The sequence below is a fragment of the Gammaproteobacteria bacterium genome, assembly GCA_013003425.1.
Lineage (GTDB): Bacteria > Pseudomonadota > Gammaproteobacteria > Steroidobacterales > JABDKV01 > JABDJB01.
In genome coordinates, this window is sequence record JABDJB010000106.1 from 1 (window position 1) to 20,953 (window position 20,953).

Consider the following 20,953-nt stretch of genomic DNA (forward strand, 5'->3'; position numbering starts at 1 on the left):
TTGGTGGTATGTGCGAGCTGTATCTCTGTCCAGAGGCGGGGCATCGTCTCGACTCGAGCGAAGAGACCCCGATCAACGAGAAGATGTTGCTGATGGTGTCGCGGGTTTACCAGGCAGCGCGTGACCTCGGCGATTTTGTCGACATCGACCGGTACCGACTCCTGGCGAAACGCGTTTAGTTCTTTTTCAGCTGATCGAAAGCGTCAGCAGCGGCCGCAATGGTCGTGTCAATGTCGGCATCCGTGTGGGCTGCTGAGACAAACCCGGCTTCGAAGGCCGACGGCGCAAGATAAATGCCGGCTGCCAGCATCAGGTTAAAAAAGCGGGTAAAGCGGTCGCGATCACACGCCATCACGTCGGCAAACGAGTCGACGCCGTTCTGCGGGGTGAAAAACACGCCAAACATCCCGCCGGCGCTCGTTGTGTGCAGATCCACACCTGCCGCGGCTGCTGTTTCGTGCAAGCCGCGCGCGAGTTTTTCCGTTGCAGCGCTGAGATTCTCGTAAAAACCCGGCGCGGAAACAGCATTCAGGGTGGCAAGCCCTGCCGCCATCCCCAAAGGGTTACCGGACAACGTACCGGCCTGGTACACCGGGCCATCCGGTGCAAGTTGCGCCATGATGTCGGCTCGCCCGCCGAACGCACCGACCGGCATGCCGCCGCCAACAATCTTCCCCAATGTGGTCAGGTCAGGCTTGATGTCATACAGCGCCTGCGCTCCGCCGGCCGCGACGCGAAAGCCGGTCATCACCTCGTCGAAAATCAATACGGTGCCGTGCCGGCTGCACAATTCGCGTAATGCCGAAAGAAATTCCGGGAGCGGCTTGACCATATTCATATTGCCGGCGATCGGCTCGACGATGATGCAGGCAATCTCCGCGCCCTGCCTGTCGAACAACTGTTCCAGCGCAGTGACGTCGTTAAACGGCAGGGTAAGCGTCAGGGCAGCCGTCGCCGCGGGCACCCCAGGCGACGTGGGGACACCAAAAGTCAGCGCGCCGGAACCAGCTTTTACCAGCAGCGAGTCAGCGTGTCCGTGATAACAGCCCTCAAACTTGACCAGTTTGTCGCGGCCAGTGTAGCCACGGGCCAGCCTGATGGCGCTCATCGTTGCCTCCGTTCCGGAGCTGACCATCCGCACCCGCTCGATCGACGGCATCACTTCAGTGACTTTCTTCGCCAGAGCTGTTTCGAGTTCTGTCGGTGCACCAAAGCTGAGACCACGGGCCGCGGTCTCCTGTACTGCGGCAATGATGTCGGGATGTGCGTGCCCGAGGATCATCGGACCCCACGAGCCGACATAGTCGACAAAACGGCGGCCGTCAGCAGAGTAGAGGTATGCACCCTCGGCGCGGGCAATGAAGACCGGGTCACCACCAACCGCACCGAATGCGCGGACCGGTGAGTTGACGCCGCCGGCGATGTAGCGACAAGCCTGTTGGTAAAGTTCTCTGGTCATCTGTGCAGCTTAACCCAGCAGGGCGGCATCCCTGAACAGCGTGGCGTAGTGGTGCGCCGCGCCCTCCGGATCACGATGTTCGAATACACCGGCGCAAACCGCCAGCATATCGGTGCCCGCCGCGATCAGCGTTGCGCCGTTGTCCGGGGTGATGCCGCCGATCGCGACCAGGTGTGTGTCCAGCTGCTCGCGAGCCTCAGCCAGTATCTCGACGTGGACACGGCTGGCGCCGCTCTTGGTACGCGACGGGAAGAAGCTGCCAAACGCGACGTAGTCGGCGCCCTCGTCGCAGGCGCGTCGGGCAAAGCTCACCGAGTTGTAACAGGAGGCGCCAATTATGGCGTCGTCACCAAGAAACTTGCGCGCGGCTTCCACCGTGCGGTCATCGCGGCCAAGATGGACGCCATCCGCATGCACCTCTTCGGCGAGACGGATATCGTCATTGATAATCAGCAATGCATCGTGCTCGTGACAGATATCACGCAGCGTTGCTGCTTCGCGCTTGCGCCGGCCATGATCGCGGCTTTTGTCGCGATACTGCACCATGACGGCACCGCCGACGACGGCGTGGCGCACTGCATTTGCCAGCAAACCGGCCTGGATGTAGTCGCTGTCGGTAATGGCATACAGCCCCCTGGGGAGCGCTGGCTTGCTCACTTCAGCGGGCCCTCGGGCAAGTGGAAAAACCGGTGCGGGACAAACTGGCCGGTGCCCGGTTGGAAACCGAGACGCAGGGCTTCCCAGGTGTAGCGTTGTGCCGCTGTTACGGCATCAATGATGTCCTCGCCGTGGGCCAGCAGCGCGGCGATGGCGGCGGCCAGTGTGCAGCCGGACCCGTGATAGGTATGGGGCAGGCGTGACCAGGTAAACACTTCGACTTCGCCACCTTTGTTGTACAGCTTGTTGTGTACTTCTGGTGTATCGGCGTCGGCGCCTTTGGCCAGCACCCATTGCGCGCCCAGTCCAACCAGCTGTGCGGCACGGTCTTCGTCTGTCCCCTTGTCGGGCGCCAGCGCGCGCAGCTCGGAATCGTTGGGTGTCAGAACAGTCGCCAGGGGCAGCAGGCGGGTGAGCAGGACGTCCAGCAACGAGTCCTCGGCCAGCTGCGCGCCCCCGGCAGCGACCAGCACCGGATCGAGTACCACCGGAATGTCGCGGTTTGCTTCCAGCAGGTCGGCAACCGCCAGCCCGATTTCGGCGTTTCCTAACAGCCCTATTTTAATCGCGGCGATGTCGAGGTCGCCGAGCACGGCTGCAGCCTGATCCGCAACCAATTGCGGGTTCACTGCGACAACCGAGGTGGCGTTATGAGTGTCCTGTACGGTCAGCGTGGTAATTACCGGGGCCGGATGTGCAGCCAGCGCCGTGATGGCCTGGATGTCGGCTGCCGCACCGGCGCCGCCGGACGGGTCATTGCCACTGATCACCAGAACGTTAGGTAAAGTGTTGTTCATTTGCAGATTGTATCTCCATCCCTGTTGTAGGAAGATTGCGGCCGCTAAGCACAGTATAGGACTGCAGCCGAATGAAGACATACATGTGCCTCATTTGTGGCTACATTTACGACGAAGAAAAAGGCGATCCGGAGGCGGGCATCGAGCCCGGCACCCGCTGGGACGACGTTCCGTTGGCATGGCGCTGCCCTGATTGCGGGGCTGGCAAGGAAGACTTCGACATGGTCGAGGTGTAATCGCCCGTCACCGGCGATTCAGTTGAAAACCCTGCTCATCCAGTAACTTTACCAGGCTGTCTTCGCCCACAAGGTGGAGTGCGCCGACGATTACAAGGTAGTCGTCTTCGTCGTCGAGCAGGTCGGTTATGTCTTCCAGCCAGCCGGCGTTCCGCGCAGCGACGAGCGAATTGTATACCTGCGGGAAACCATCGAACCCGCGTGTCAGTTCGCCACGCATGGCTGCCAGGTCGCCGCTACGCCATGCCCCGACCAGGGCGTCGATATCGGTTCCGATCTTGCTGGCGTCATCCAGTGTCTTGAGCAGGAAACGGCGCTGGGTATCGATGGGCATCTCGTCAAAGAATGCAATTTGCTCGCCGATTGTTTCCAGCCCGGTGATTGGCTTGTCATCATTGCGGGCGCGTTCGAGAAAATAGAACTCGACCCCGAGCGCAGGATTGAAGCCCATTTTCACCATCTGCAGTTCCACGACAGTCAGCGCAGCGAACCACGGTTCGACGGCGCCCAGCATCTCCAGTTCGATATCCATGCCGGCAGCAGTCCGGGCAGCGGTATTCCATGCCTCTTCACCCAGCAAGTCGCGCAGGCTGCCATTGTCGATCATTGCAGCGGTCATCATCTCCCGCTGCATGGTCGACACGTCGAGGTCATCCATGTCCAGTTCCATTACCAGCTGCTCGGCTTCCGCATATACCTCGTCGTAAACCTCTGGTAACGGGTAGTCCTGGGGGCGCAGCAGGTGTATGGAGCCCAGCAGGAACACGCTGTTCGATTCGCCCTGGACTTCCCAGACGATATGTTCGCCGGCGTCGTTCGGCACATCATCGCTATTGTCCGGACTGCAACCTCCCGCCAGCACCAGCAGCGCGACTACCGCGACAGATATCGTGCGGTAATACTCAGTCACACCAGATCACCGCAGTAGCGATGGTGCCGTCGTCGTACAGATCGACACAGCGAAAAGCCGGCGGCTCGTCGCTGAGGCCAAATTCATCCTGGTTGGCAGCGAACTGACGGCAGGTGGAAGGAGTAGACAGCAGCATGATGTCGTCACGGCGGTTGTCGTAAGCCTGATGCACATGTCCCCACAGCAGGCAGCGGACATTGTCGTGCTTGTCGACGATATCCCACAGATCAGCCGCATTGCGTAAAGGCACAGTATCGAGCCAGCGGCTGCCGGCTGACACCGGATGGTGATGCAGCGCCAGCAGCGCGTGGCTGTCCGGATTGGCGGCCAGCTGCTCGTCCAGGGCGACCAGACCGGCATCGCTGATGCGGCCCCCGGCATCGCCGGCCGTATGGGTATCAAGCAGCACCAGCAGCCAGTCTCCGAAGCGTGCGGTGCCGCAGTACTGGAACGGCGCCTGCGTCAGCATTTCCTGCATGTATTGTGGCGCATCGTGGTTGCCTGGCAGGCAGTAAACCGGCAGACCCATTGCGGCGAGACTGTCGCGGAACAACCGGTAAGCGCCGCGGCTTTCATCCTGTGCGATATCACCGGTGACAAGCACGGCGTCGGCCGGATAGTTGTTGGCCTGCGCCGTCGCCAGGGTGGCGCACAGGCTGTCGAGAGTTCGTACACCACGCATCTCACCGTCGCGCCCGGCAAACAGGTGCGGGTCAGTAAAATGCAGGATGCGCCGGAAATCGCTCATGCTGGCCCCAGGCTGGTGTACCTACTCTTGCTATTCCGCAGCATATAGGAAAAGCACGCCCGCAGGAGCGGCCTCAGCCGCGAACCCGGAACCGCGCTGATGTGACCAGCCCGCGAACTTCGTTGTCGGAGCGGCTTCAGCCGCGAGCGTCAATAGCGATAATGCTCGGGCTTGTACGGACCGTCTTCCGACACGTTGATGTACTTGGCCTGTTCCGGGCGCAGCCGCGTCAGCTTGGCGCCTACCCGATCCAGATGCAGCCGCGCCACGCGCTCGTCGAGGTGCTTTGGCAGCACGTAGACGTCGTTTTCGTAGTTGTCACGGTTTTGCCACAGCTCGATCTGTGCAATGACCTGGTTGGTAAACGAGTTGGACATGACAAAGCTGGGGTGACCGGTGCCACAACCGAGATTGATCAGGCGCCCCTGGGCCAGCAGGATGATGCGGTTGCCGTTGGGCAGGATAACGTGGTCAACCTGCGGCTTGATGTTTTCCCACTCATATTTTTCCAGCGCGGCGACATCGATTTCGTTGTCGAAGTGACCGATGTTGCACAGGATGGCCTGGTCTTTCATACGCAGGACATGGTCATGGGTGATTACGTGATAGTTGCCGGTGGCGGTAACCACGATGTCGACCTGGCCGATTACATCTTCCACCGTGACGACCTCGTAGCCTTCCATGGCGGCCTGCAGGGCGCAGATCGGGTCGACTTCGGTGACCAGAACCTTGGCGCTGAGTGCGCGCAATGATTGCGCCGAGCCTTTGCCGACATCGCCGTAACCGCACACCAGTGCGACTTTACCGGCGATCATCACGTCCGTAGCGCGCTTGATGCCGTCGACCAGCGATTCGCGGCAGCCATACAGGTTGTCGAACTTGCTCTTGGTAACGGAGTCGTTGACGTTGATGGCCGGAAACGGCAGCTCGCCGGCTGCGGCCAGCTGGTACAGGCGGGCAACACCTGTCGTGGTTTCTTCGGTTACGCCGTCGATGGCCTTGAACAGCTTGCCGTACCAGCCCGGATTGCTGTCCAGGCGCTTGCGAATCGAGGCGAACAATGCACGTTCTTCCTCGCTGCCGGGGTTGTCCAGAACACTCGGGTCCTGTTCTGCGCGGGCTCCCAGCGTTACCAGCAAGGTGGCGTCACCACCGTCATCAAGAATACGGTTGGGTACGCCGCCGTCATGCCATTCCATGATGCGGTGGGTGTACTCCCAGTATTCGTCCAGCGTCTCGCCCTTGAAAGCAAACACCGGCGTGCCGCCTGCTGCAATGGCTGCGGCGGCATGATCCTGTGTTGAGTAGATGTTGCACGATGCCCAGCGCACCTCGGCACCCAGCTCGATCAGCGTCTCGATCAGCACCGCTGTCTGGATCGTCATGTGCAGTGAACCGGCGATACGTGACCCTTCCAGCGGTTTCTTGCCCGCATATTCCTCGCGTACTGCCATCAGCCCCGGCATTTCCGTTTCGGCAATGGCGATTTCCTTGCGGCCAAACTCGGCCAGGCCGATGTCGGCTACCTTGTAATCAGGCGCAACTTTTTCCAGCGGTGTGCTCATTTGTTTCTCCAGTTTTCTGCGGGCGCGGCGCTGCCGTACCCCGTTAATCAGTGCCCGTCAGCCGCACCTTGGCGGAGTCGCGCAGGGCTTCGACCTTGTCCAGTCGCTCCCAGGTGAATTGCTGCTCGCTACGGCCAAAATGCCCGTAGCTGGCGGTTGCCTTGTAGATCGGCCGCACCAGGTCCAGCATCTTGCGGATGCCGTATGGCGTGAGATCAAAGTGCTCGCGCACCAGGTCAGCCAGGCGCGCCGAGTCGAGCCGGCCGGTACCAAAAGTCTCGATGCTGATCGAGGTCGGCTTCGCCACGCCAATTGCATACGACACCTGGATCTCACAGCGGTCGGCCAGTCCGGCGGCGACTATGTTTTTCGCCACATAGCGCGCGGCATAGGCGGCGGAACGATCGACCTTGGACGGATCCTTGCCGGAGAACGCGCCACCACCATGGCGCGCCATGCCGCCATAGGTGTCGACGATGATCTTGCGGCCGGTCAGGCCACAGTCACCCATCGGGCCGCCGACGACGAAACGCCCGGTCGGGTTGATGTGCACGTTTTCCTGCGGGCAGTCATCCAGCCATTCGCGCGGCAGGACCGGTTCGAGGATTTCGGCACGCACGCCGTCGTAAATATCTTTCTGGCTGATGTCATCATCGTGCTGCGTAGACAACACCACCGCGTCCAGTCCAGCTGGCTGGTTGTCGACATACTTCAGCGTAACCTGGCTTTTTGCGTCCGGCCGCAGCCACCCGAGCTTGCCGCTCTTGCGGACTTCGGCCTGGCGCCGTACCAGCCGGTGGGCGTAGGTAATGGCGGCGGGCATCAGCACGTCAGTCTCGTTTGTGGCGTAGCCGAACATCAGGCCCTGGTCGCCGGCGCCCTGGTTTTCTTTCACGTCGCGGTCAACGCCCTGGGCAATATCGCCGGACTGCTTGCCGATTGCGTTGAGCACGGCGCAGGATTTTCCGTCAAAGCCGAGGTCGGAGCTGTCGTAACCTATTTCGAGAATTGTCTCGCGAGTCAGTTTCTCCAGGTCGACCCATGCCGACGTGGTGATTTCGCCGGCGATGATCGCCATGCCGGTCTTGACCATAGTCTCGCAGGCAACACGTGCGCTCGGGTCTTCGGCGATGATTGCGTCGAGCACGGCATCAGAAATCTGATCAGCCATTTTGTCGGGATGACCTTCCGAGACCGACTCGGAAGTGAACAGGTAATTTTTTTGCATCGGGGTGATCTTTGGCGATAACAGCCGGCTAGTATACTCTGCAACGCCCCCCGACGACATCTGGAGATCTCATGGCCGCCCTGGAAACACCGGTTTGCGATTTTGGCGCCCCGGCCCCCGACTTCGAGCTGGCCGGCGTCGATGGCCGGCGCTGGAGCCTGGCGGACGTACGCGGCGAGAACGGCACGCTGGTGATGTTCATTTGTAACCATTGTCCTTTCGTGAAATCTGCTATCGACCGCATCATCCGTGACGCGCGTGAGCTGGCCGGGCAGGGGGTTGGCAGCGTGGCCATTATGTCGAACGATACGGCGACCTACCCGGCTGATTCCTTTGACAACATGAGGCATTGGGCGAAAGAGCTGGACTTCCCGTTCCCCTACCTGATCGATGAAACCCAGGATGTTGCGCGCGCCTACGGGGCCGTGTGCACGCCGGATTTTTTCGGCTACAACGCCGACCTCGAGCTGCAGTACCGTGGCCGCCTCGACGCCGGTCGGACCGGGCCGCCGCCGGCCGGTGCGCCGCGCGATCTGTACCAGGCCATGGCGATGGTTGCCGCTACCGGCAAGGGACCCCAGGAGCAGACAGCCAGCATCGGCTGCAGCATCAAGTGGGCCGACTAGGTCGGCTTTCTACAAGCCCAACAAAACCATCCGCAGCATTCTTGCTGCCGAGTCTCGGATAGTCCCCCGGCCTGTGCCGCCGGCGGCGCTGCAGACGATTGATGAAAGGTGTGGTCTGGGTGACAATGCGCGCGCCTTAACACCCGCGAGAGTAATAAATGCCTACGCGCAGAGACCTGGCCAATGCGATCCGTGCACTGAGCATGGACGCAGTGCAAAAAGCCAATTCCGGCCACCCTGGCATGCCGATGGGCATGGCCGATATCACAGAAGTTTTGTGGAACGATTTCCTCAGGTTCAATCCTGCCAACCCCGGTTGGCACAACCGTGACCGTTTCGTGTTGTCGAACGGGCATGGCAGCATGTTGTTGTACTCGGCGTTGCATCTTTCCGGTTACGACCTGTCGCTCGATGAGCTGAAGAACTTTCGTCAGCTTGGTTCGAAAACTCCGGGCCACCCGGAGTACGGCATGACACCCGGGGTCGAAACGACCACCGGGCCGCTCGGCCAGGGCCTGGCAAACGCAGTCGGCATGGCAATCGCCGAAAAAAACCTGGCAGCACGCTACAACCGACCGGGATTCGACATCGTCAATCACGAGACCTACGTGTTTGCCGGTGATGGCTGCCTGATGGAGGGCATTTCCCACGAGGTTTGTTCTCTGGCCGGCACCCTCGGGCTGGGCAAACTGATCGTTTTGTACGATGACAACGGTATTTCTATCGATGGCGAAGTAGACGGCTGGTTTACCGAAAAGACCGCGCAGCGCTTTGAGGCTTACGGCTGGCACGTGATTGACGCAGTCGACGGCCACGAGGCTGACGCCGTGCGCCGGGCGATTGATGTGGCGCGTTCAGTGCATGACAAACCGACGCTGATCTGCTGCCGCACGGTCATCGGCTGGGGTTCGCCGAACAAGCAGGGCACGGCCGACACGCATGGTGCTCCTCTGGGCGACGATGAGATTGCCGAAGTACGCAAAACCATTGGCTGGGAACACCCGCCGTTCGAAATACCGAGTGAGATTCGCGCGCACTGGGATGCACGCGAGCGCGGCGCTGCCGTCGAGGCTCACTGGCAGGAGCTGTTCGCCGAGTACGAAAAGAAATACCCGGAGCTGGCCGCGGAGTATCAGCGCCGCATGACCGGTGACCTGCCGCCTGACTGGGAAGGGCGTGCCGGGGAATTTATCGAGCAGGTCGACAAAGAGGCGGCCGACAAGGCGACGCGCAAGTCATCGCAGGCGGCGCTCAACGGCTTCGGGCCCATGCTGCCTGAGCTTATTGGTGGTTCAGCCGACCTGACCGGGTCCAACGGCACTTACTGGTCGGGGTCCGAGGTGATGAGTGCGGCCAACCCGCAGGGTAATTACATCTATTTCGGCGTGCGCGAGTTTGGCATGTCCGGCATTCTCAACGGGCTGGCGCTGCACGGCGGCTTTATCCCGTATGGCGCCACATTCCTGGTGTTCTCCGATTACGCGCGTAACGCGGTGCGGCTCGCGGCGCTGATGAAAATCCCCAGTATTTTTGTCTACACCCACGACTCGGTCGGGCTGGGCGAAGATGGCCCGACACACCAGCCGGTCGAGCACCTCGCGAGCCTGCGTATTATTCCTGATATGTCGGTCTGGCGGCCGTGCGATACAGTCGAATCCGCAGTTGCGTGGCGCCAGACGCTCGAGCAGCGCAGGGGGCCGGCCTCGCTGGTGTTTACCCGCCAGGGAGTACCGTACCAGCCGCGCAGCAAAGAGCAGATTGCCAACATCGCACGCGGCGGGTATGTGCTCGCCGACTGCGAGGGCGCACCCGAGCTGGTGCTTATAGCAACCGGCTCGGAAGTTGCGCTTGCCATGCAGGCGTCGGCAGCACTGGCTGATAGTGGCCGTCGTGTGCGTGTGGTTTCGATGCCGTGCGCGGACATTTTTAACCAGCAGGACGCGACTTATCGCGATAGTGTTTTACCGCCGGAAGGGCGTCGCATTGCAATTGAGGCCGGGGTGCCGGATTACTGGTATCGCTACGTGGGCAGCACCGGCCGGGTAATAGGTATAGAGCGTTTTGGCGAATCAGCGCCGGGCGCGCAGGTTTTTGAGCATCTTGGAGTAACCGCAGAGCGCATCGTTGCTGAGGCAGAGAGTCTGCTGCAGGCACCGGCCCAGGCGTTCGCAGGATAGGAGCAACACAATGGCTATCAAAGTAGCAATCAATGGATTTGGCCGTATCGGCCGGCTTACCTTACGCGCTGTTTTCGAAACGCAGCGCACCGGCGAAATCGATTTCGTCGCGATCAACGACCTGGGTGATGTGGATACCAACGCATACCTTATGAAGCACGATACGGCGCACGGGCCGTTTCCTGGCAGCGTCGAAAAAGACGGTGATGACCTGATCATCAACGGCGACCGGCTGCGGGTGTTTTCTCAGCCTGACCCGACCAAGCTGCCGTGGGAAGAGCTGGGCGTCGACGTGGTGCTGGAGTGCACCGGCGTGTTCCGCACGCGGGAAAAGGCCGGTCTGCACCTGCAGGCGGGCGCCAAGAAGGTGCTGATATCCGCGCCGGCGGGTAAGGATGCTGATGCGACCGTGGTCTATGGCGTTAATCACGGTGTGTTGAAAGCCAGTGACACCATCGTATCGAATGCCTCATGCACAACGAACTGCCTGGCACCGATGGTCAAGCCACTGCATGAAAAAGTCGGGCTGGAGCGTGGGCTGATGACCACCATTCATGCCTATACCAACGACCAGGTACTGACCGACGTGTATCACAAGGATCTGCGCCGGGCGCGCTCGGCGACAATGTCGATGATCCCGACAAAGACCGGTGCCGCAGCAGCGGTTGGCCTGGTGCTGCCGGAACTCGACGGCAGGCTGGACGGTTTTGCCGTGCGCGTGCCGACTATCAACGTCTCATTGGTCGACCTGAGTTTTGTTGCCTCGCGTGACACTTCGGTGGACGAGATCAATGCCATCATGCGCGACGCAGCCGATGGCGAAATGCGCGGCATCGTCCAGTACGTCGATGAACCGCTGGTGTCGATCGACTTCAATCACGTGCCGTACTCATCGTCATTCGATTCTTCGATGACCAAGGTGTCCGGTAACCTGGTGAAGGTTTGTTCCTGGTATGACAACGAGTGGGGTTTCTCCAACCGCATGCTCGACACCATGCTGGCGATGATGAACGCCTGACGGGCAACGCATGCTGAAAATGACGGAACTCGATCTCGCGGGTAAGCGGCTGCTTATCCGCGAGGATCTCAACGTGCCGGTTGACGAAGGCACAGTGGCCAGCGATGCCCGCATTCGTGCGGCCATCCCAACGCTCGAGGCCGCGCTGGACGCCGGTGCCGCGGTAATGGTGATGTCCCATCTGGGGCGTCCCGCCGAGGGCGAGTACGAAGAGAAGTTTTCGCTGGCGCCGGTCGCCAGGCGGTTGGGCGAGTTGCTCGAGCGCCAGGTGCGGCTGCAGCGCGACTGGCTCGATGGTTTCGACATCGAGCCGCGGGAAATCGTGCTGTGCGAAAACGTCCGTTTCAACAGGGGCGAAAAGGGCAATGACCCGGAGCTGGCGCGGCGCATGGCTGCGCTTTGCGACATTTTCGTCATGGACGCCTTCGGCACTGCGCACCGTGCGCAGGCCAGCACCGAGGGCGTTGCGCGATACGCTGATGTCGCGTGCGCCGGCCCGCTGCTGGTGCGCGAGCTGCAAATGCTCCACCAGGCTCTGGATGAACCGCGACGCCCGCTGGTGGCAATTGTCGGCGGCTCCAAGGTTTCGACAAAGCTGACGGTGCTCGAAACGCTGCTGCAAAGAGTTGACCAGCTCATCGTGGGTGGCGGCATCGCCAACACATTCATCGCGGCGGCCGGTCACTCGGTCGGTAACTCGCTTTACGAGGAGGACCTGGTCGATGATGCTAAACGCCTGGTTGCCCTGGCTCGCGAGCGCGATGCAAAAATACCGCTGCCGGTCGATGTAGTCGTTGCCCGCGAATTCTCGGCAGATGCCGCAGCCATTACCCGCGATATCGACGATGTGCGTGACGACGAACTGATCCTGGATATCGGCCCGCAGACAGCGAAAAACTATGCCGCCTACATGGGCAGCGCCGGGACCGTGGTGTGGAACGGTCCGGTCGGTGTATTCGAATTCGACCAGTTCGGCGCCGGTACCCGCGTGCTGGCTGAGGCGATAGCCGCAAGCGATGCCTTTTCAGTGGTCGGTGGTGGGGACAGTCTCGCCGCGCTCGACAAATACGGGCTCGCCGATCGCATGTCCTATCTTTCCACCGGCGGCGGCGCCTTCCTGGAGTTTCTCGAGGGCAAGACCTTGCCCGCCGTTACTGCGCTCGAAGAGGCAGACTGCTTGTAACCTGTGGGAGCGGCTTCCAGCCGCGACTGCGACGTCGCGATGTTCTGATTTGGGTAGCGACTGATGGTGGACAGGCAGGGTAAAAGGAGTCGAACCGGCCCGGTTGGTTCGACGATTGTTGATGGAGCAGGACGAACTTGTAACCGCTGCAGGAGCGCCTCTTGTGGAAGCGGTTCCTGAGGGAGCGGCTTCAGCCGCGAACGGCTACAATCCGGGTCTATGACAATGGAAAATGTTCGGCGGCGGACGAAAATCGTCGCAACCCTGGGCCCGGCCACGGATGACGAAGCAGTGCTGCGTGAGCTTATTCGTGCCGGCTCGAACGTGCTGCGCCTCAATTTTTCCCACGGCAGCCGCGAAGATCAGCTGAGGCGGATTGCGGCCGCCCGTCGCGTTGCGGCCGACCTGGGGCGGGATGTCGGCCTGCTGGGCGACCTGCAGGGACCAAAGATCCGCATCCAGCGCTTCAGTGACGGTCCTGTGATGCTGACCGAGGACGCTACCTTTGTTATCGACTCGCAGCACGACCCGGACGCCGGCAATGAAGAAATCGTCGGCACGACGTATCCGCAGCTGGCTCACGACCTCGAGCCCGGCGATACCCTGATGATCAACGATGGTCATATCGAAATCGAAGTTGTCGCGACCGAGGGTACCCGGGTTGTTGGCAGGGTAGTCATTGGCGGTGAGCTGTCGGACAACAAGGGAATCAACCGCAAGGGTGGCGGTCTGTCAGCGACAGCGCTCACTGAAAAGGACAAAAAAGACATCGTCACCGCAGCCGAGCAGAATCTCGACTACGTTGCTATCTCTTTTCCGCGTGGTGCCGAGGACGTACAGGACGCGCGCCGCCTGTTGCGCGCTGCCGGCGGCGACGGTTTTATCGTCGCCAAGATCGAGCGCGCCGAGGCAGTCGAGAATATCGATTCCATTCTGCAGGTCAGCGATGCCGTCATGGTGGCCCGGGGTGATCTCGGCGTTGAGATTGGCGATGCAGAATTGCCGGGGGTGCAGAAAGACCTTATCAACAAGGCGCGCGACGCGAATCGAACGGTCATTACCGCGACTCAGATGATGGAGTCTATGGTGACCAGCCAGATTCCGACCCGTGCCGAAGTGCTGGACGTTGCCAACGCGGTCATCGACGGTACCGATGCAGTCATGCTGTCGCAGGAAACCGCAATCGGCAAATACCCGGTAAAGGTGATCGAGACGGTCGAGCGGGTGTGTCTTGGCGCCGAGCGTCGGCGCGAAACACAGATTTCCGGGCACCGTATCGACGCGCTTTTCGAAACCACCGACGAAGCAATTGCCATGGCGACGATGTACATCGCCAATCACTTCGATGTCGAGGCAATTTTTGCCCTGACTGAATCGGGCTCGACGGCATTGTGGATGTCGCGTATTCGCTCCGGTATCCCGATATTTGCGCTGACACGGCACGAAGCAACACGCCGTCGCGCCACCTTGTATCGCGGTGTTTATCCGGTCGATTTTGATGTTCTGCAGGCTCAACCCGGCAGGGTGGGCGAGTACGTGCTTAGTCAGATGCTCAAGTCTGGCGTGGTCAGTAAAGGCGACCGGGTTATTTTCACCCGCGGCGACCTGTCGGGCATTTCCGGTGGCACCAATACCATGAAGATTGCGGTAGTCAGCTAGCCGCCTCGCCCAGGTGGTTAGAAGCGTGCTGGTGCTGATTCGGCGAGTGTTGACGGGATTGCTGCTGCTGGCAGCAGTGCTGGCCATTGTCGGCTACTGGTTGCTGCAAGCCAGCCTGCCGTCGCTCGACGGGCAAATCGAAACCGCCGGACTTGCCGCCACGGTCACCGTGGAGCGGGACGAGCTGGGCATCGCGACGATTACTGCGGCAAACCGGCTGGATGCGGCCTACGCGACCGGCTTCGTGCACGCGCAGGAGCGTTTTTTCCAGATGGATCTGCAGCGTCGTGTTGGTGCCGGCGAGCTGGCAGCACTGTTTGGCGCTGCTGCTCTGTCACTGGACAAGGCCAACCGCCTGCATCGGTTTCGCTGGCGTGCAGATAAGCTGACAGAGCAACTCGTTCCGCGTGATCGCGCGCTGTACGAGGCGTATACCAATGGCGTCAATGCCGGTCTTGCTGCCCTGGCAGTGCGGCCATTCGAATACCTGCTGCTTGGGGTCGCCCCCGAGCCGTGGCGTATCGAAGACAGCCTGCTGACGGTCTACAGCATGTACTTCGAGCTCAATGACGAGTCGGCGCGGCGCGACTCACAGCTGGGCCTGCTGCGCGACGTGCTGCCTGCCCCGTTGTACCAGTGGCTGGTGCAGCCCGGTACGGAATGGGATGCCCCGCTGCGTGGCGGGCCGGCGGTGGCAGCACCGCTGCCGGGTCCGGAAGTTGTCGACCTGCGCGAGCTACCCGAACCGTTGTTCGAGGCGGCCAGCGCGCGGGAGCAAACCCGGGTGGTGCATGGCAGTAACAACTGGTCGGTGAGCGGCGACCGTTCGGCAGACGGTCGCGCCATGGTTGCCGGCGACATGCACCTGGGCCACGCGGTGCCAAACATCTGGTTCCGTGCCCGTATCCGGGTGCCGGCGGTTGACCTCGACATCACCGGTGTGACCCTGCCCGGTACGCCGCTGGTCGTCGCCGGCAGCAATCGTCATGTGGCCTGGGCGTTTACCAACTCGTATGGCGACTGGCAGGACCTGGTAGTCCTCGAGACCGACCCGCAGCGCCCGCAATATTACCGGGCAGGCGACGACTGGCTGGCCTTCGACGAGGTGGTCGAGCACATTTCGGTAAAAGGCGGACCGACAGAAGAGCTGCTGATCCGTCAAACCCAGTGGGGCCCGGTCATCGATACCGATCACCAGGATCGCGAGCGTGCATTACGCTGGATTGCCCATCTGCCGGCTGCAATGAACGCCGCCATTACTGATTTCGAAACCGCGCATTCCATTGAGCAGGCGATCGCCGTGGCCAACAGGGTCGGCGCGCCGCCGCAAAACTATGTGGTTGCAGACAGGGATGGCCATATCGGCTGGACCATCATGGGTCGTATCCCGCGCCGTAGCGGTTTCGATCCGGCCACCCCCATCTCGTGGGCCGACGGTGATGGCTGGCAGGGCTGGGTGGAGCCGGGCGACTATCCGCGTATCGTCGATCCGCCGGCTGGCGTGTTGTGGACAGCCAATGCGCGCACCGTGGATGGCGACTGGCTGGCATTGCTGGGGCAGGGCAATCACCCGACAGGCGCACGGGCAGGGCAAATTCGCGACGGCCTGCTGGCGCGAGATCGCCTCACCATCGATGACATGCTGGCAATCCAGCTGGATAACCGGGCAGTCTTCCTGCAGCGCTGGCAGCAACTGCTGGTTTCGCTGCTGACGCCTGAAGCCGTTGCCGAACGTCCGGTACGTGGCGAGCTGCGCCAGCTGGTACAGCAGTGGGGCGGGCGTGCTGCGGTTGACTCGGCCGGTTACCGGCTGGTGCGGGCCTTTCGCCTGGATGCCATGCGTGCGATTAGCGATGCGTTGCTGGCGCCGGTGCGTGAGCAGATTCCCGATTTCAGGCTGACCGCGCATAGCCAGCTCGAGCGTCCCGTGTGGCAGGTTATTTCACAGCAGCCAGTGCACCTGCTCGGGCCACAGTATGCGAGCTGGGACGATTTTCTGCTGGCTGTAGTCGATACAACGATTGATTACTTTGGTGATTTTGAAGGTGGTCTGGCCGATCGCACCTGGGGTGAGTTCAACACCATGCGCATCGCCCATCCGCTGACGCGTGGCGTGCCGCTGTTGTCACGCTGGCTCAACATGCCGCCAAACCGCCTGCCCGGAGATGCGAACATGCCGCGGGTGCAGGGACCGGCTTTCGGTGCTTCGCAGCGTATGGCGGTGTCGCCGGGAAACGAGGAAGAGGGTTATTTTCACATGCCCGGTGGCCAGAGTGGTCATCCGCTGTCGCCCTTTTATGGGTCCGGCCATGACGACTGGGCAGAAGGTCAGCCAACCCCGTTCCTGCCCGGACCGGCGCAGCATCACCTGACGCTGGCGCCTGTCGCCAACCAAAAAGGACAGTAGCATTGCGAACCGGAACCTTTCTGGCTATTGCGTTGTTCGTCCTGGTCAGCCTGGCGCACGCAGCCCGGCTGGTGTGGCAGCTGCGGGTAACCATCGACGACTGGGTCGTCCCGATGTGGGTCAGCGCGTTCGGTGTCGTTGTGCCGGTAGTCGTTGCGATCCTGTTATTTCGCGAGCTCAGATAGCAAGTCGGTGGGGATTGGGATGCAGCGCCGGCTGCGGTACGCTGGCAGCCTGACATCTGGCTCCGGGCAGAGTCCGGCAGACCAGGAGCGCAACACCGAGGGAACAACATGACGACGACCTGCTTGAGAATCGGCTGGCTACTGACGCTGGTTGCGGTGCTGGCAACGCTGCAAGGCTGCGCAGCCGTTGCAGTGGGTGCCGTGAAGACCGCCATCAAGGTGCCGGTCGCCGTCGGTGGCGCGGTGGTGGATATGGCGGTGGAAACCGACAAAGAAAAAGCGGCGAAAGAGGAAAAGCGGCGCGGAAAAGAGGACCGCGACGGTGCGCGCTCCCCCTCCCCCGGGCAGTAGTTCAGGCAGTATCCGGGTTGGCGCCCCGGGCGATTAGTGTCTTGTAGTTGCAGAGGCGTCCCGGCATCCGCAGGAAACGATTGGCCCGGCTGGCGGTAAGTTCCGAATAACAGGGTTTTCCGCGCTGCAGCACGGGCAGGTACAATGACCGGATGAGCAAGAGATTCTCCGGTACCGACACCTACGTCGCTGACGACGATTTGAGCATGGCGGTAAACGCCGCCGTCACCCTGCAGCGGCCGCTGCTGGTGAAAGGCGAGCCGGGCACCGGCAAAACCCAGCTGGCACAGGAAATTGCCCGCTCGCTGGGCATGCCGCTGCTCGAGTGGCATATCAAGTCCACCACAAAGGCACGCCAGGGGCTGTACGAATACGACGCCGTCGCCCGATTGCGCGACTCGCAGCTCGGTGATGACAAGGTGAAGGACATTGCCAACTACATCGTGCGCGGCAAGCTGTGGGAAGCGTTTGCCAGCGACGAACAGCCGGTGTTGCTGATCGACGAAATCGACAAGGCCGACATCGAGTTCCCCAATGACCTGCTGCAGGAACTCGATCGCATGGAGTTCTACGTCTACGAAACACGTAAGCTGGTCAAAGCGCGACACCGTCCCGTGGTTATTATCACCAGCAATAACGAGAAAGAGCTGCCGGACGCCTTCCTGCGGCGGTGCTTCTTTCACTACATCGCTTTTCCCGATCGCGACACTATGGCGAAAATCATCGATGTGCATTTCCCGGATCTGAAAAAAGACCTGCTGCACGAAGCGCTGGAAACATTTTTCACCGTGCGCGACGTACCGGGCCTGAAGAAACGCCCGTCGACATCGGAATTGCTGGACTGGATCAAGCTGCTGCTGGCCGAGGACATACCGGCCGAAGTGTTACGCGGCGAGGATGCGCGCAAGGCGATTCCAATCATGCACGGTGCGCTGCTGAAGAATGAACAGGACGTACACCTGTTTGAGCGGCTTGTATTTCTCGACAAGCAGAATGCTCGTTGAATTTTTCTTCCTGCTGAAAAAAGCCGGGCTGCCGGTCTCGATTACCGAGTTCCTGGCGCTGCTCGGCGCGCTCGACAAGCGTGTCGCCGCTGCCACTATTGATGACTTCTATTACCTGGCGCGCGCCTGCCTGGTAAAAGATGAGCGTCATTACGACCGCTTCGACCAGGTCTTTGCTGCGCATTTCAAAGGTGCCGAGGCGAAATTTGCCGCCGTTACCGGTGAGGTGCCGCTGGATTGGCTGCGCAAACAGGCCGAACTGCTGCTGAGCGAAGAGGAAAAACAGCGCATCGAGTCGCTCGGTGGCTGGGAACAGCTGATGAAAACGCTGGCCGAACGACTTGCAGAGCAGGAAGGCCGGCACCAGGGCGGCAACAAGTGGATCGGCACCGCCGGCACCTCGCCATTCGGCGCCTATGGTTACAACCCGGAAGGCGTGCGTATCGGCCAGGAGGGCGCCGGCCAGCGTAGTGCCGTAAAGGTGTGGGACAAGCGGATGTACCGCAATCTCGATGACAGCATCGAGCTGGGCACCCGTAATATCAAGCTGGCGCTACGCCGGTTGCGCCGTTTCGCCCGCGAAGGTGCCGCCGAGGAGCTTGACCTTGACGACACCATTACCGCAACAGCCCGCAACGCCGGCTGGCTTGATATCCGCATGGTGCCCGAGCGGCACAATGCGATGAAGCTGCTGCTGTTTCTCGATGTTGGCGGTTCCATGGACCCGCATGTGCGCGTCTGCGAAGAGCTGTTCTCAGCCGCGCGCAGCGAGTTCAAGCACATGGAGTATTTTTACTTTCACAATTTCGTTTATGAAAACCTGTGGAAAGACAACTATCGCCGTCATGCAGAACGCACTCCGACTTTCGAGGTCATGCGCAGGTTCAACAAGGAGTATCGCGTTGTTTTTGTCGGCGATGCCATGATGAGCCCGTACGAGATTACCGTGGCTGGTGGCAGCATCGAGCACTGGAATGAAGAATCCGGTGTGGTGTGGATGCAGCGGTTGCTGCAGCATTTTCCTCACGCTATCTGGCTCAATCCCGAGCCGGCCGGCGCCTGGCGTCACATCCCGTCGGTTCGTATTACCCGTGAACTGCTGCAGGACCGCATGTACCCGCTGACGCTTGAAGGACTCGATGCCGGAATTCGTGAACTGAAGCGCACCGCGCCACCAATGATATTGGGGTCAGACCGAGATTATTTGTGACAATTGCAGTTGGTCTTGTCGCAGCAGGGTCTTCGCGCAAGAATTGTCACAAATAATCTCGGTCTGACCCCTTATTTTCTTATTTTTTCAGCGGGTGATCATCCGGCAGTTCGTGTCGGATCCAGGTTGCCAGCCGGTGTCGTATCGCCGGCAGTGAGAGCTGGTCGTTGGGCAGGGGAATGATCTTCTTGTCGTGCACCAGCAAGCGGTAGACGTATTGCAGCTTCTCGCTGGCTGAGTCGGTCGGTTCGAACTCGACAATCTGGCGCCGCACGGCGTCCTGCATCACGACGCGCATGGCCTCTTTAACCAATGCATTCTCGTTTTTGAGTTTTTTCATACTTTCAATTCCAGACCGGAACCAGGTTGGGGTTCAGTTGTGATAGTGGACTTCCAGCACGATCAGGCTGTGCTCGGCACCATCGATCACGATAGTTACTTCATCGTCGACGGCTTTACCGAGCAGGGCGCGGGCGACCGGTGAGTCCACGCTGATATAGGCCTGGTCGTGATCGATCTCATCGGGACCGACGATGCGGTACTGGTTGCTCGTTCCGTCGTCGCGCCCGACCCGGATCCAGGCGCCGAAGCGCACGGTGTCGTCCTCTGCAAATTCAGTGATCACTTTCAGCGAGGGCATGCGTTTCTGCAGGTAGCGGATACGCCGGTCGATGCCGCCCAGCTGTTTCTTGCGGTATATATATTCGGCATTTTCGGAGCGATCGCCCTCGGCAGCGGCTGCGGACAACGCGTCGACGACCGCGCGCCGTTTCAGCCATAACTCACGTACCTCCTGCTGCATCGTCGTATAGCCGGGTTCGGTTATATAGGGCGACGATTTCGGCGGTGGCGGGCGCCAGCGTCCCATTACAGCGCCGTCTGTTCCTCTTTGGCTGCGCCAGCAACAAGCGCCGCGATGTCCGCCTGCAGCTGCGACGAGTGCGTATCCGGATCAACCTTTGCATAGTGTTTTGCAATGCGGCCGTCGGGATCGATAACGAAAGTCTGCCGGCTCGACAATTTAAGCAGACCGTAGTTTCTCAACACGCCATAGGCCCTGGTTGTCGTCATGTCGGTATCGGCCAGCAGCGGAAATGGCAGGCTGTATTTCTCAGCGAATTCTGCGTGGGATTTCACGTCATCGACACTGACACCGAGTATCGACACGCCCATCTTGCGAAACTTGAAAATGTCATCGCGAAAAGCGCAGGCTTCTGTGGTGCAGCCGGGCGTGTCGTCTTTCGGGTAGAAATACATCACCACCCATTTGCCGCGATAGTCATCGACAGCGTGCGTCTTGCCTTTCTGATCGAGCAGCTCGAACGACGGAGCCATCTCGCCGACCGCGGGCGGGCCGGCCAGCGCCGGAACGGAAAAAAGACATAGCGCGATTGCGGAGAAAAACAGACGCATGGATCACCTCGGTGTATGGGATACCGGTAATTGTCCCTACCCGGCGCTGTGACTGCAATTATCGGTAACAGTTCCTTGCAGGGCTGCGGAGCGACGTGATAAATCATTGATCGTAAATTG

At 60.7% G+C, this 20,953-nt stretch carries 22 protein-coding genes; 12 read left to right on the plus strand and 10 right to left on the minus strand.

Annotated elements, in window-relative coordinates:
* Positions 1-179, plus strand: a 179-nt coding sequence (locus HKN06_13975) for a hypothetical protein (protein ID NNF62419.1), incomplete at its 5' end; no start/stop codon positions are given.
* Here HKN06_13975 and hemL read toward each other — a convergent pair.
* Genes hemL through HKN06_13990 form a run of 3 tightly spaced genes read right to left on the minus strand, consistent with a single transcriptional unit; the run spans position 176 to position 2,913 of the window.
* Positions 176-1,459, minus strand: coding sequence for a glutamate-1-semialdehyde 2,1-aminomutase (hemL, locus tag HKN06_13980; GenBank protein ID NNF62420.1), 1,284 nt, complete (start codon positions 1,457-1,459; stop codon positions 176-178). The genes HKN06_13975 and hemL overlap by 4 nt on opposite strands.
* 9 nt (positions 1,460-1,468) lie before the next feature.
* Positions 1,469-2,116, minus strand: coding sequence for a thiamine phosphate synthase (locus HKN06_13985; protein NNF62421.1), 648 nt, complete (start codon positions 2,114-2,116; stop codon positions 1,469-1,471).
* Positions 2,113-2,913 carry a hydroxymethylpyrimidine/phosphomethylpyrimidine kinase gene (locus HKN06_13990; protein NNF62422.1) on the minus strand — a complete coding sequence of 267 codons (801 nt, stop codon included), beginning with the start codon at positions 2,911-2,913 and terminating at the stop codon, positions 2,113-2,115. The genes HKN06_13985 and HKN06_13990 overlap by 4 nt, the downstream gene beginning before the upstream one ends.
* Before the next feature lie 71 nt (positions 2,914-2,984).
* Here HKN06_13990 and HKN06_13995 point away from each other — a divergent pair, with 71 nt between their 5' ends.
* Positions 2,985-3,149 carry a rubredoxin gene (locus HKN06_13995; protein NNF62423.1) on the plus strand — a complete coding sequence of 55 codons (165 nt, stop codon included), beginning with the start codon at positions 2,985-2,987 and terminating at the stop codon, positions 3,147-3,149.
* Positions 3,150-3,156: 7 nt separating this feature from the next.
* Here HKN06_13995 and HKN06_14000 read toward each other — a convergent pair whose 3' ends face one another.
* From HKN06_14000 to HKN06_14015, 4 genes are all read right to left on the minus strand, one after another.
* A complete protein-coding gene (locus tag HKN06_14000; GenBank protein ID NNF62424.1) occupies positions 3,157-4,059 on the minus strand; it encodes a TraB/GumN family protein in 903 nt (300 codons plus the stop codon).
* Positions 4,052-4,807, minus strand: a complete 756-nt coding sequence (locus HKN06_14005) for a 3',5'-cyclic-AMP phosphodiesterase (protein ID NNF62425.1) — start codon at positions 4,805-4,807, stop codon at positions 4,052-4,054. Before HKN06_14005 ends, HKN06_14000 begins: the two co-directional genes overlap by 8 nt.
* A 149-nt stretch (positions 4,808-4,956) precedes the next feature.
* Positions 4,957-6,372, minus strand: a complete 1,416-nt coding sequence (locus tag HKN06_14010) for an adenosylhomocysteinase (protein NNF62426.1) — start codon at positions 6,370-6,372, stop codon at positions 4,957-4,959.
* A gap of 43 nt (positions 6,373-6,415) precedes the next feature.
* Positions 6,416-7,600 carry a methionine adenosyltransferase gene (locus HKN06_14015; protein ID NNF62427.1) on the minus strand — a complete coding sequence of 395 codons (1,185 nt, stop codon included), beginning with the start codon at positions 7,598-7,600 and terminating at the stop codon, positions 6,416-6,418.
* 71 nt (positions 7,601-7,671) lie between these two features.
* Here HKN06_14015 and HKN06_14020 point away from each other — a divergent pair, with 71 nt between their 5' ends.
* The 10 genes from HKN06_14020 to HKN06_14065 all read left to right on the plus strand — a co-directional run bounded on the left by HKN06_14020 (position 7,672) and on the right by HKN06_14065 (position 19,420).
* Positions 7,672-8,226, plus strand: coding sequence for a thioredoxin family protein (locus HKN06_14020; protein NNF62428.1), 555 nt, complete (start codon positions 7,672-7,674; stop codon positions 8,224-8,226).
* Between the two features lie 158 nt (positions 8,227-8,384).
* Positions 8,385-10,403 carry a transketolase gene (gene tkt / locus HKN06_14025; protein ID NNF62429.1) on the plus strand — a complete coding sequence of 673 codons (2,019 nt, stop codon included), beginning with the start codon at positions 8,385-8,387 and terminating at the stop codon, positions 10,401-10,403.
* A 10-nt stretch (positions 10,404-10,413) separates the two neighbouring features.
* Positions 10,414-11,421, plus strand: a complete 1,008-nt coding sequence (gap, locus tag HKN06_14030; protein ID NNF62430.1) for a type I glyceraldehyde-3-phosphate dehydrogenase — start codon at positions 10,414-10,416, stop codon at positions 11,419-11,421.
* 19 nt (positions 11,422-11,440) lie between these two features.
* Entirely contained in the window at positions 11,441-12,604 is a 1,164-nt protein-coding gene (locus HKN06_14035; protein NNF62431.1) for a phosphoglycerate kinase, read from the plus strand.
* A 225-nt stretch (positions 12,605-12,829) separates the two neighbouring features.
* The gene (pyk, locus tag HKN06_14040) at positions 12,830-14,263 is read left to right on the plus strand and encodes a pyruvate kinase (GenBank protein ID NNF62432.1); all 1,434 of its coding nucleotides are present in this window, start codon (positions 12,830-12,832) and stop codon (positions 14,261-14,263) included.
* Between the two features lie 25 nt (positions 14,264-14,288).
* A complete protein-coding gene (locus tag HKN06_14045) occupies positions 14,289-16,670 on the plus strand; it encodes a penicillin acylase family protein (protein NNF62433.1) in 2,382 nt (793 codons plus the stop codon).
* A 2-nt stretch (positions 16,671-16,672) separates the two neighbouring features.
* Positions 16,673-16,855 carry a hypothetical protein gene (locus HKN06_14050; GenBank protein NNF62434.1) on the plus strand — a complete coding sequence of 61 codons (183 nt, stop codon included), beginning with the start codon at positions 16,673-16,675 and terminating at the stop codon, positions 16,853-16,855.
* Between the two features lie 108 nt (positions 16,856-16,963).
* Complete coding sequence (locus HKN06_14055; protein NNF62435.1) at positions 16,964-17,206, plus strand: hypothetical protein; 243 nt, start codon at positions 16,964-16,966, stop codon at positions 17,204-17,206.
* Positions 17,207-17,358: 152 nt separating this feature from the next.
* Positions 17,359-18,210 carry a MoxR family ATPase gene (locus HKN06_14060; protein ID NNF62436.1) on the plus strand — a complete coding sequence of 284 codons (852 nt, stop codon included), beginning with the start codon at positions 17,359-17,361 and terminating at the stop codon, positions 18,208-18,210.
* Positions 18,200-19,420: a VWA domain-containing protein gene (locus tag HKN06_14065; protein ID NNF62437.1), complete on the plus strand. Its 1,221-nt coding sequence runs from the start codon at positions 18,200-18,202 to the stop codon at positions 19,418-19,420. The genes HKN06_14060 and HKN06_14065 overlap by 11 nt, the downstream gene beginning before the upstream one ends.
* A gap of 79 nt (positions 19,421-19,499) precedes the next feature.
* Here HKN06_14065 and HKN06_14070 read toward each other — a convergent pair whose 3' ends face one another.
* Genes HKN06_14070 through HKN06_14080 form a run of 3 tightly spaced genes read right to left on the minus strand, consistent with a single transcriptional unit; the run spans position 19,500 to position 20,833 of the window.
* A complete protein-coding gene (locus tag HKN06_14070; GenBank protein ID NNF62438.1) occupies positions 19,500-19,760 on the minus strand; it encodes a DUF5062 family protein in 261 nt (86 codons plus the stop codon).
* A 33-nt stretch (positions 19,761-19,793) separates the two neighbouring features.
* Complete coding sequence (locus HKN06_14075; GenBank protein NNF62439.1) at positions 19,794-20,288, minus strand: transcription elongation factor GreB; 495 nt, start codon at positions 20,286-20,288, stop codon at positions 19,794-19,796.
* Positions 20,288-20,833, minus strand: a complete 546-nt coding sequence (locus HKN06_14080) for a peroxiredoxin (GenBank protein NNF62440.1) — start codon at positions 20,831-20,833, stop codon at positions 20,288-20,290. The genes HKN06_14075 and HKN06_14080 overlap by 1 nt, the downstream gene beginning before the upstream one ends.
* Between the last annotated feature and the right edge of the window lie 120 nt (positions 20,834-20,953).

Coding starts and splice junctions, on each gene's coding strand:
- HKN06_13995 (NNF62423.1), top strand. CDS start 2,985: ATGAAGACATACATGTGCCTCATTTGTGGCTACATTTACGACGAAGAA.
- HKN06_14060 (NNF62436.1), top strand. CDS start 17,359: ATGAGCAAGAGATTCTCCGGTACCGACACCTACGTCGCTGACGACGAT.
- HKN06_14080 (NNF62440.1), bottom strand. CDS start 20,833: ATGCGTCTGTTTTTCTCCGCAATCGCGCTATGTCTTTTTTCCGTTCCG.
- HKN06_14065 (NNF62437.1), top strand. CDS start 18,200: ATGCTCGTTGAATTTTTCTTCCTGCTGAAAAAAGCCGGGCTGCCGGTC.
- HKN06_14020 (NNF62428.1), top strand. CDS start 7,672: ATGGCCGCCCTGGAAACACCGGTTTGCGATTTTGGCGCCCCGGCCCCC.
- HKN06_14075 (NNF62439.1), bottom strand. CDS start 20,288: ATGGGACGCTGGCGCCCGCCACCGCCGAAATCGTCGCCCTATATAACC.
- hemL (NNF62420.1), bottom strand. CDS start 1,459: ATGACCAGAGAACTTTACCAACAGGCTTGTCGCTACATCGCCGGCGGC.
- HKN06_14055 (NNF62435.1), top strand. CDS start 16,964: ATGACGACGACCTGCTTGAGAATCGGCTGGCTACTGACGCTGGTTGCG.
- HKN06_14015 (NNF62427.1), bottom strand. CDS start 7,600: ATGCAAAAAAATTACCTGTTCACTTCCGAGTCGGTCTCGGAAGGTCAT.
- pyk (NNF62432.1), top strand. CDS start 12,830: ATGGAAAATGTTCGGCGGCGGACGAAAATCGTCGCAACCCTGGGCCCG.
- tkt (NNF62429.1), top strand. CDS start 8,385: ATGCCTACGCGCAGAGACCTGGCCAATGCGATCCGTGCACTGAGCATG.
- HKN06_14070 (NNF62438.1), bottom strand. CDS start 19,760: ATGAAAAAACTCAAAAACGAGAATGCATTGGTTAAAGAGGCCATGCGC.
- HKN06_14035 (NNF62431.1), top strand. CDS start 11,441: ATGACGGAACTCGATCTCGCGGGTAAGCGGCTGCTTATCCGCGAGGAT.
- HKN06_14005 (NNF62425.1), bottom strand. CDS start 4,807: ATGAGCGATTTCCGGCGCATCCTGCATTTTACTGACCCGCACCTGTTT.
- gap (NNF62430.1), top strand. CDS start 10,414: ATGGCTATCAAAGTAGCAATCAATGGATTTGGCCGTATCGGCCGGCTT.
- HKN06_14010 (NNF62426.1), bottom strand. CDS start 6,372: ATGAGCACACCGCTGGAAAAAGTTGCGCCTGATTACAAGGTAGCCGAC.
- HKN06_13990 (NNF62422.1), bottom strand. CDS start 2,913: ATGAACAACACTTTACCTAACGTTCTGGTGATCAGTGGCAATGACCCG.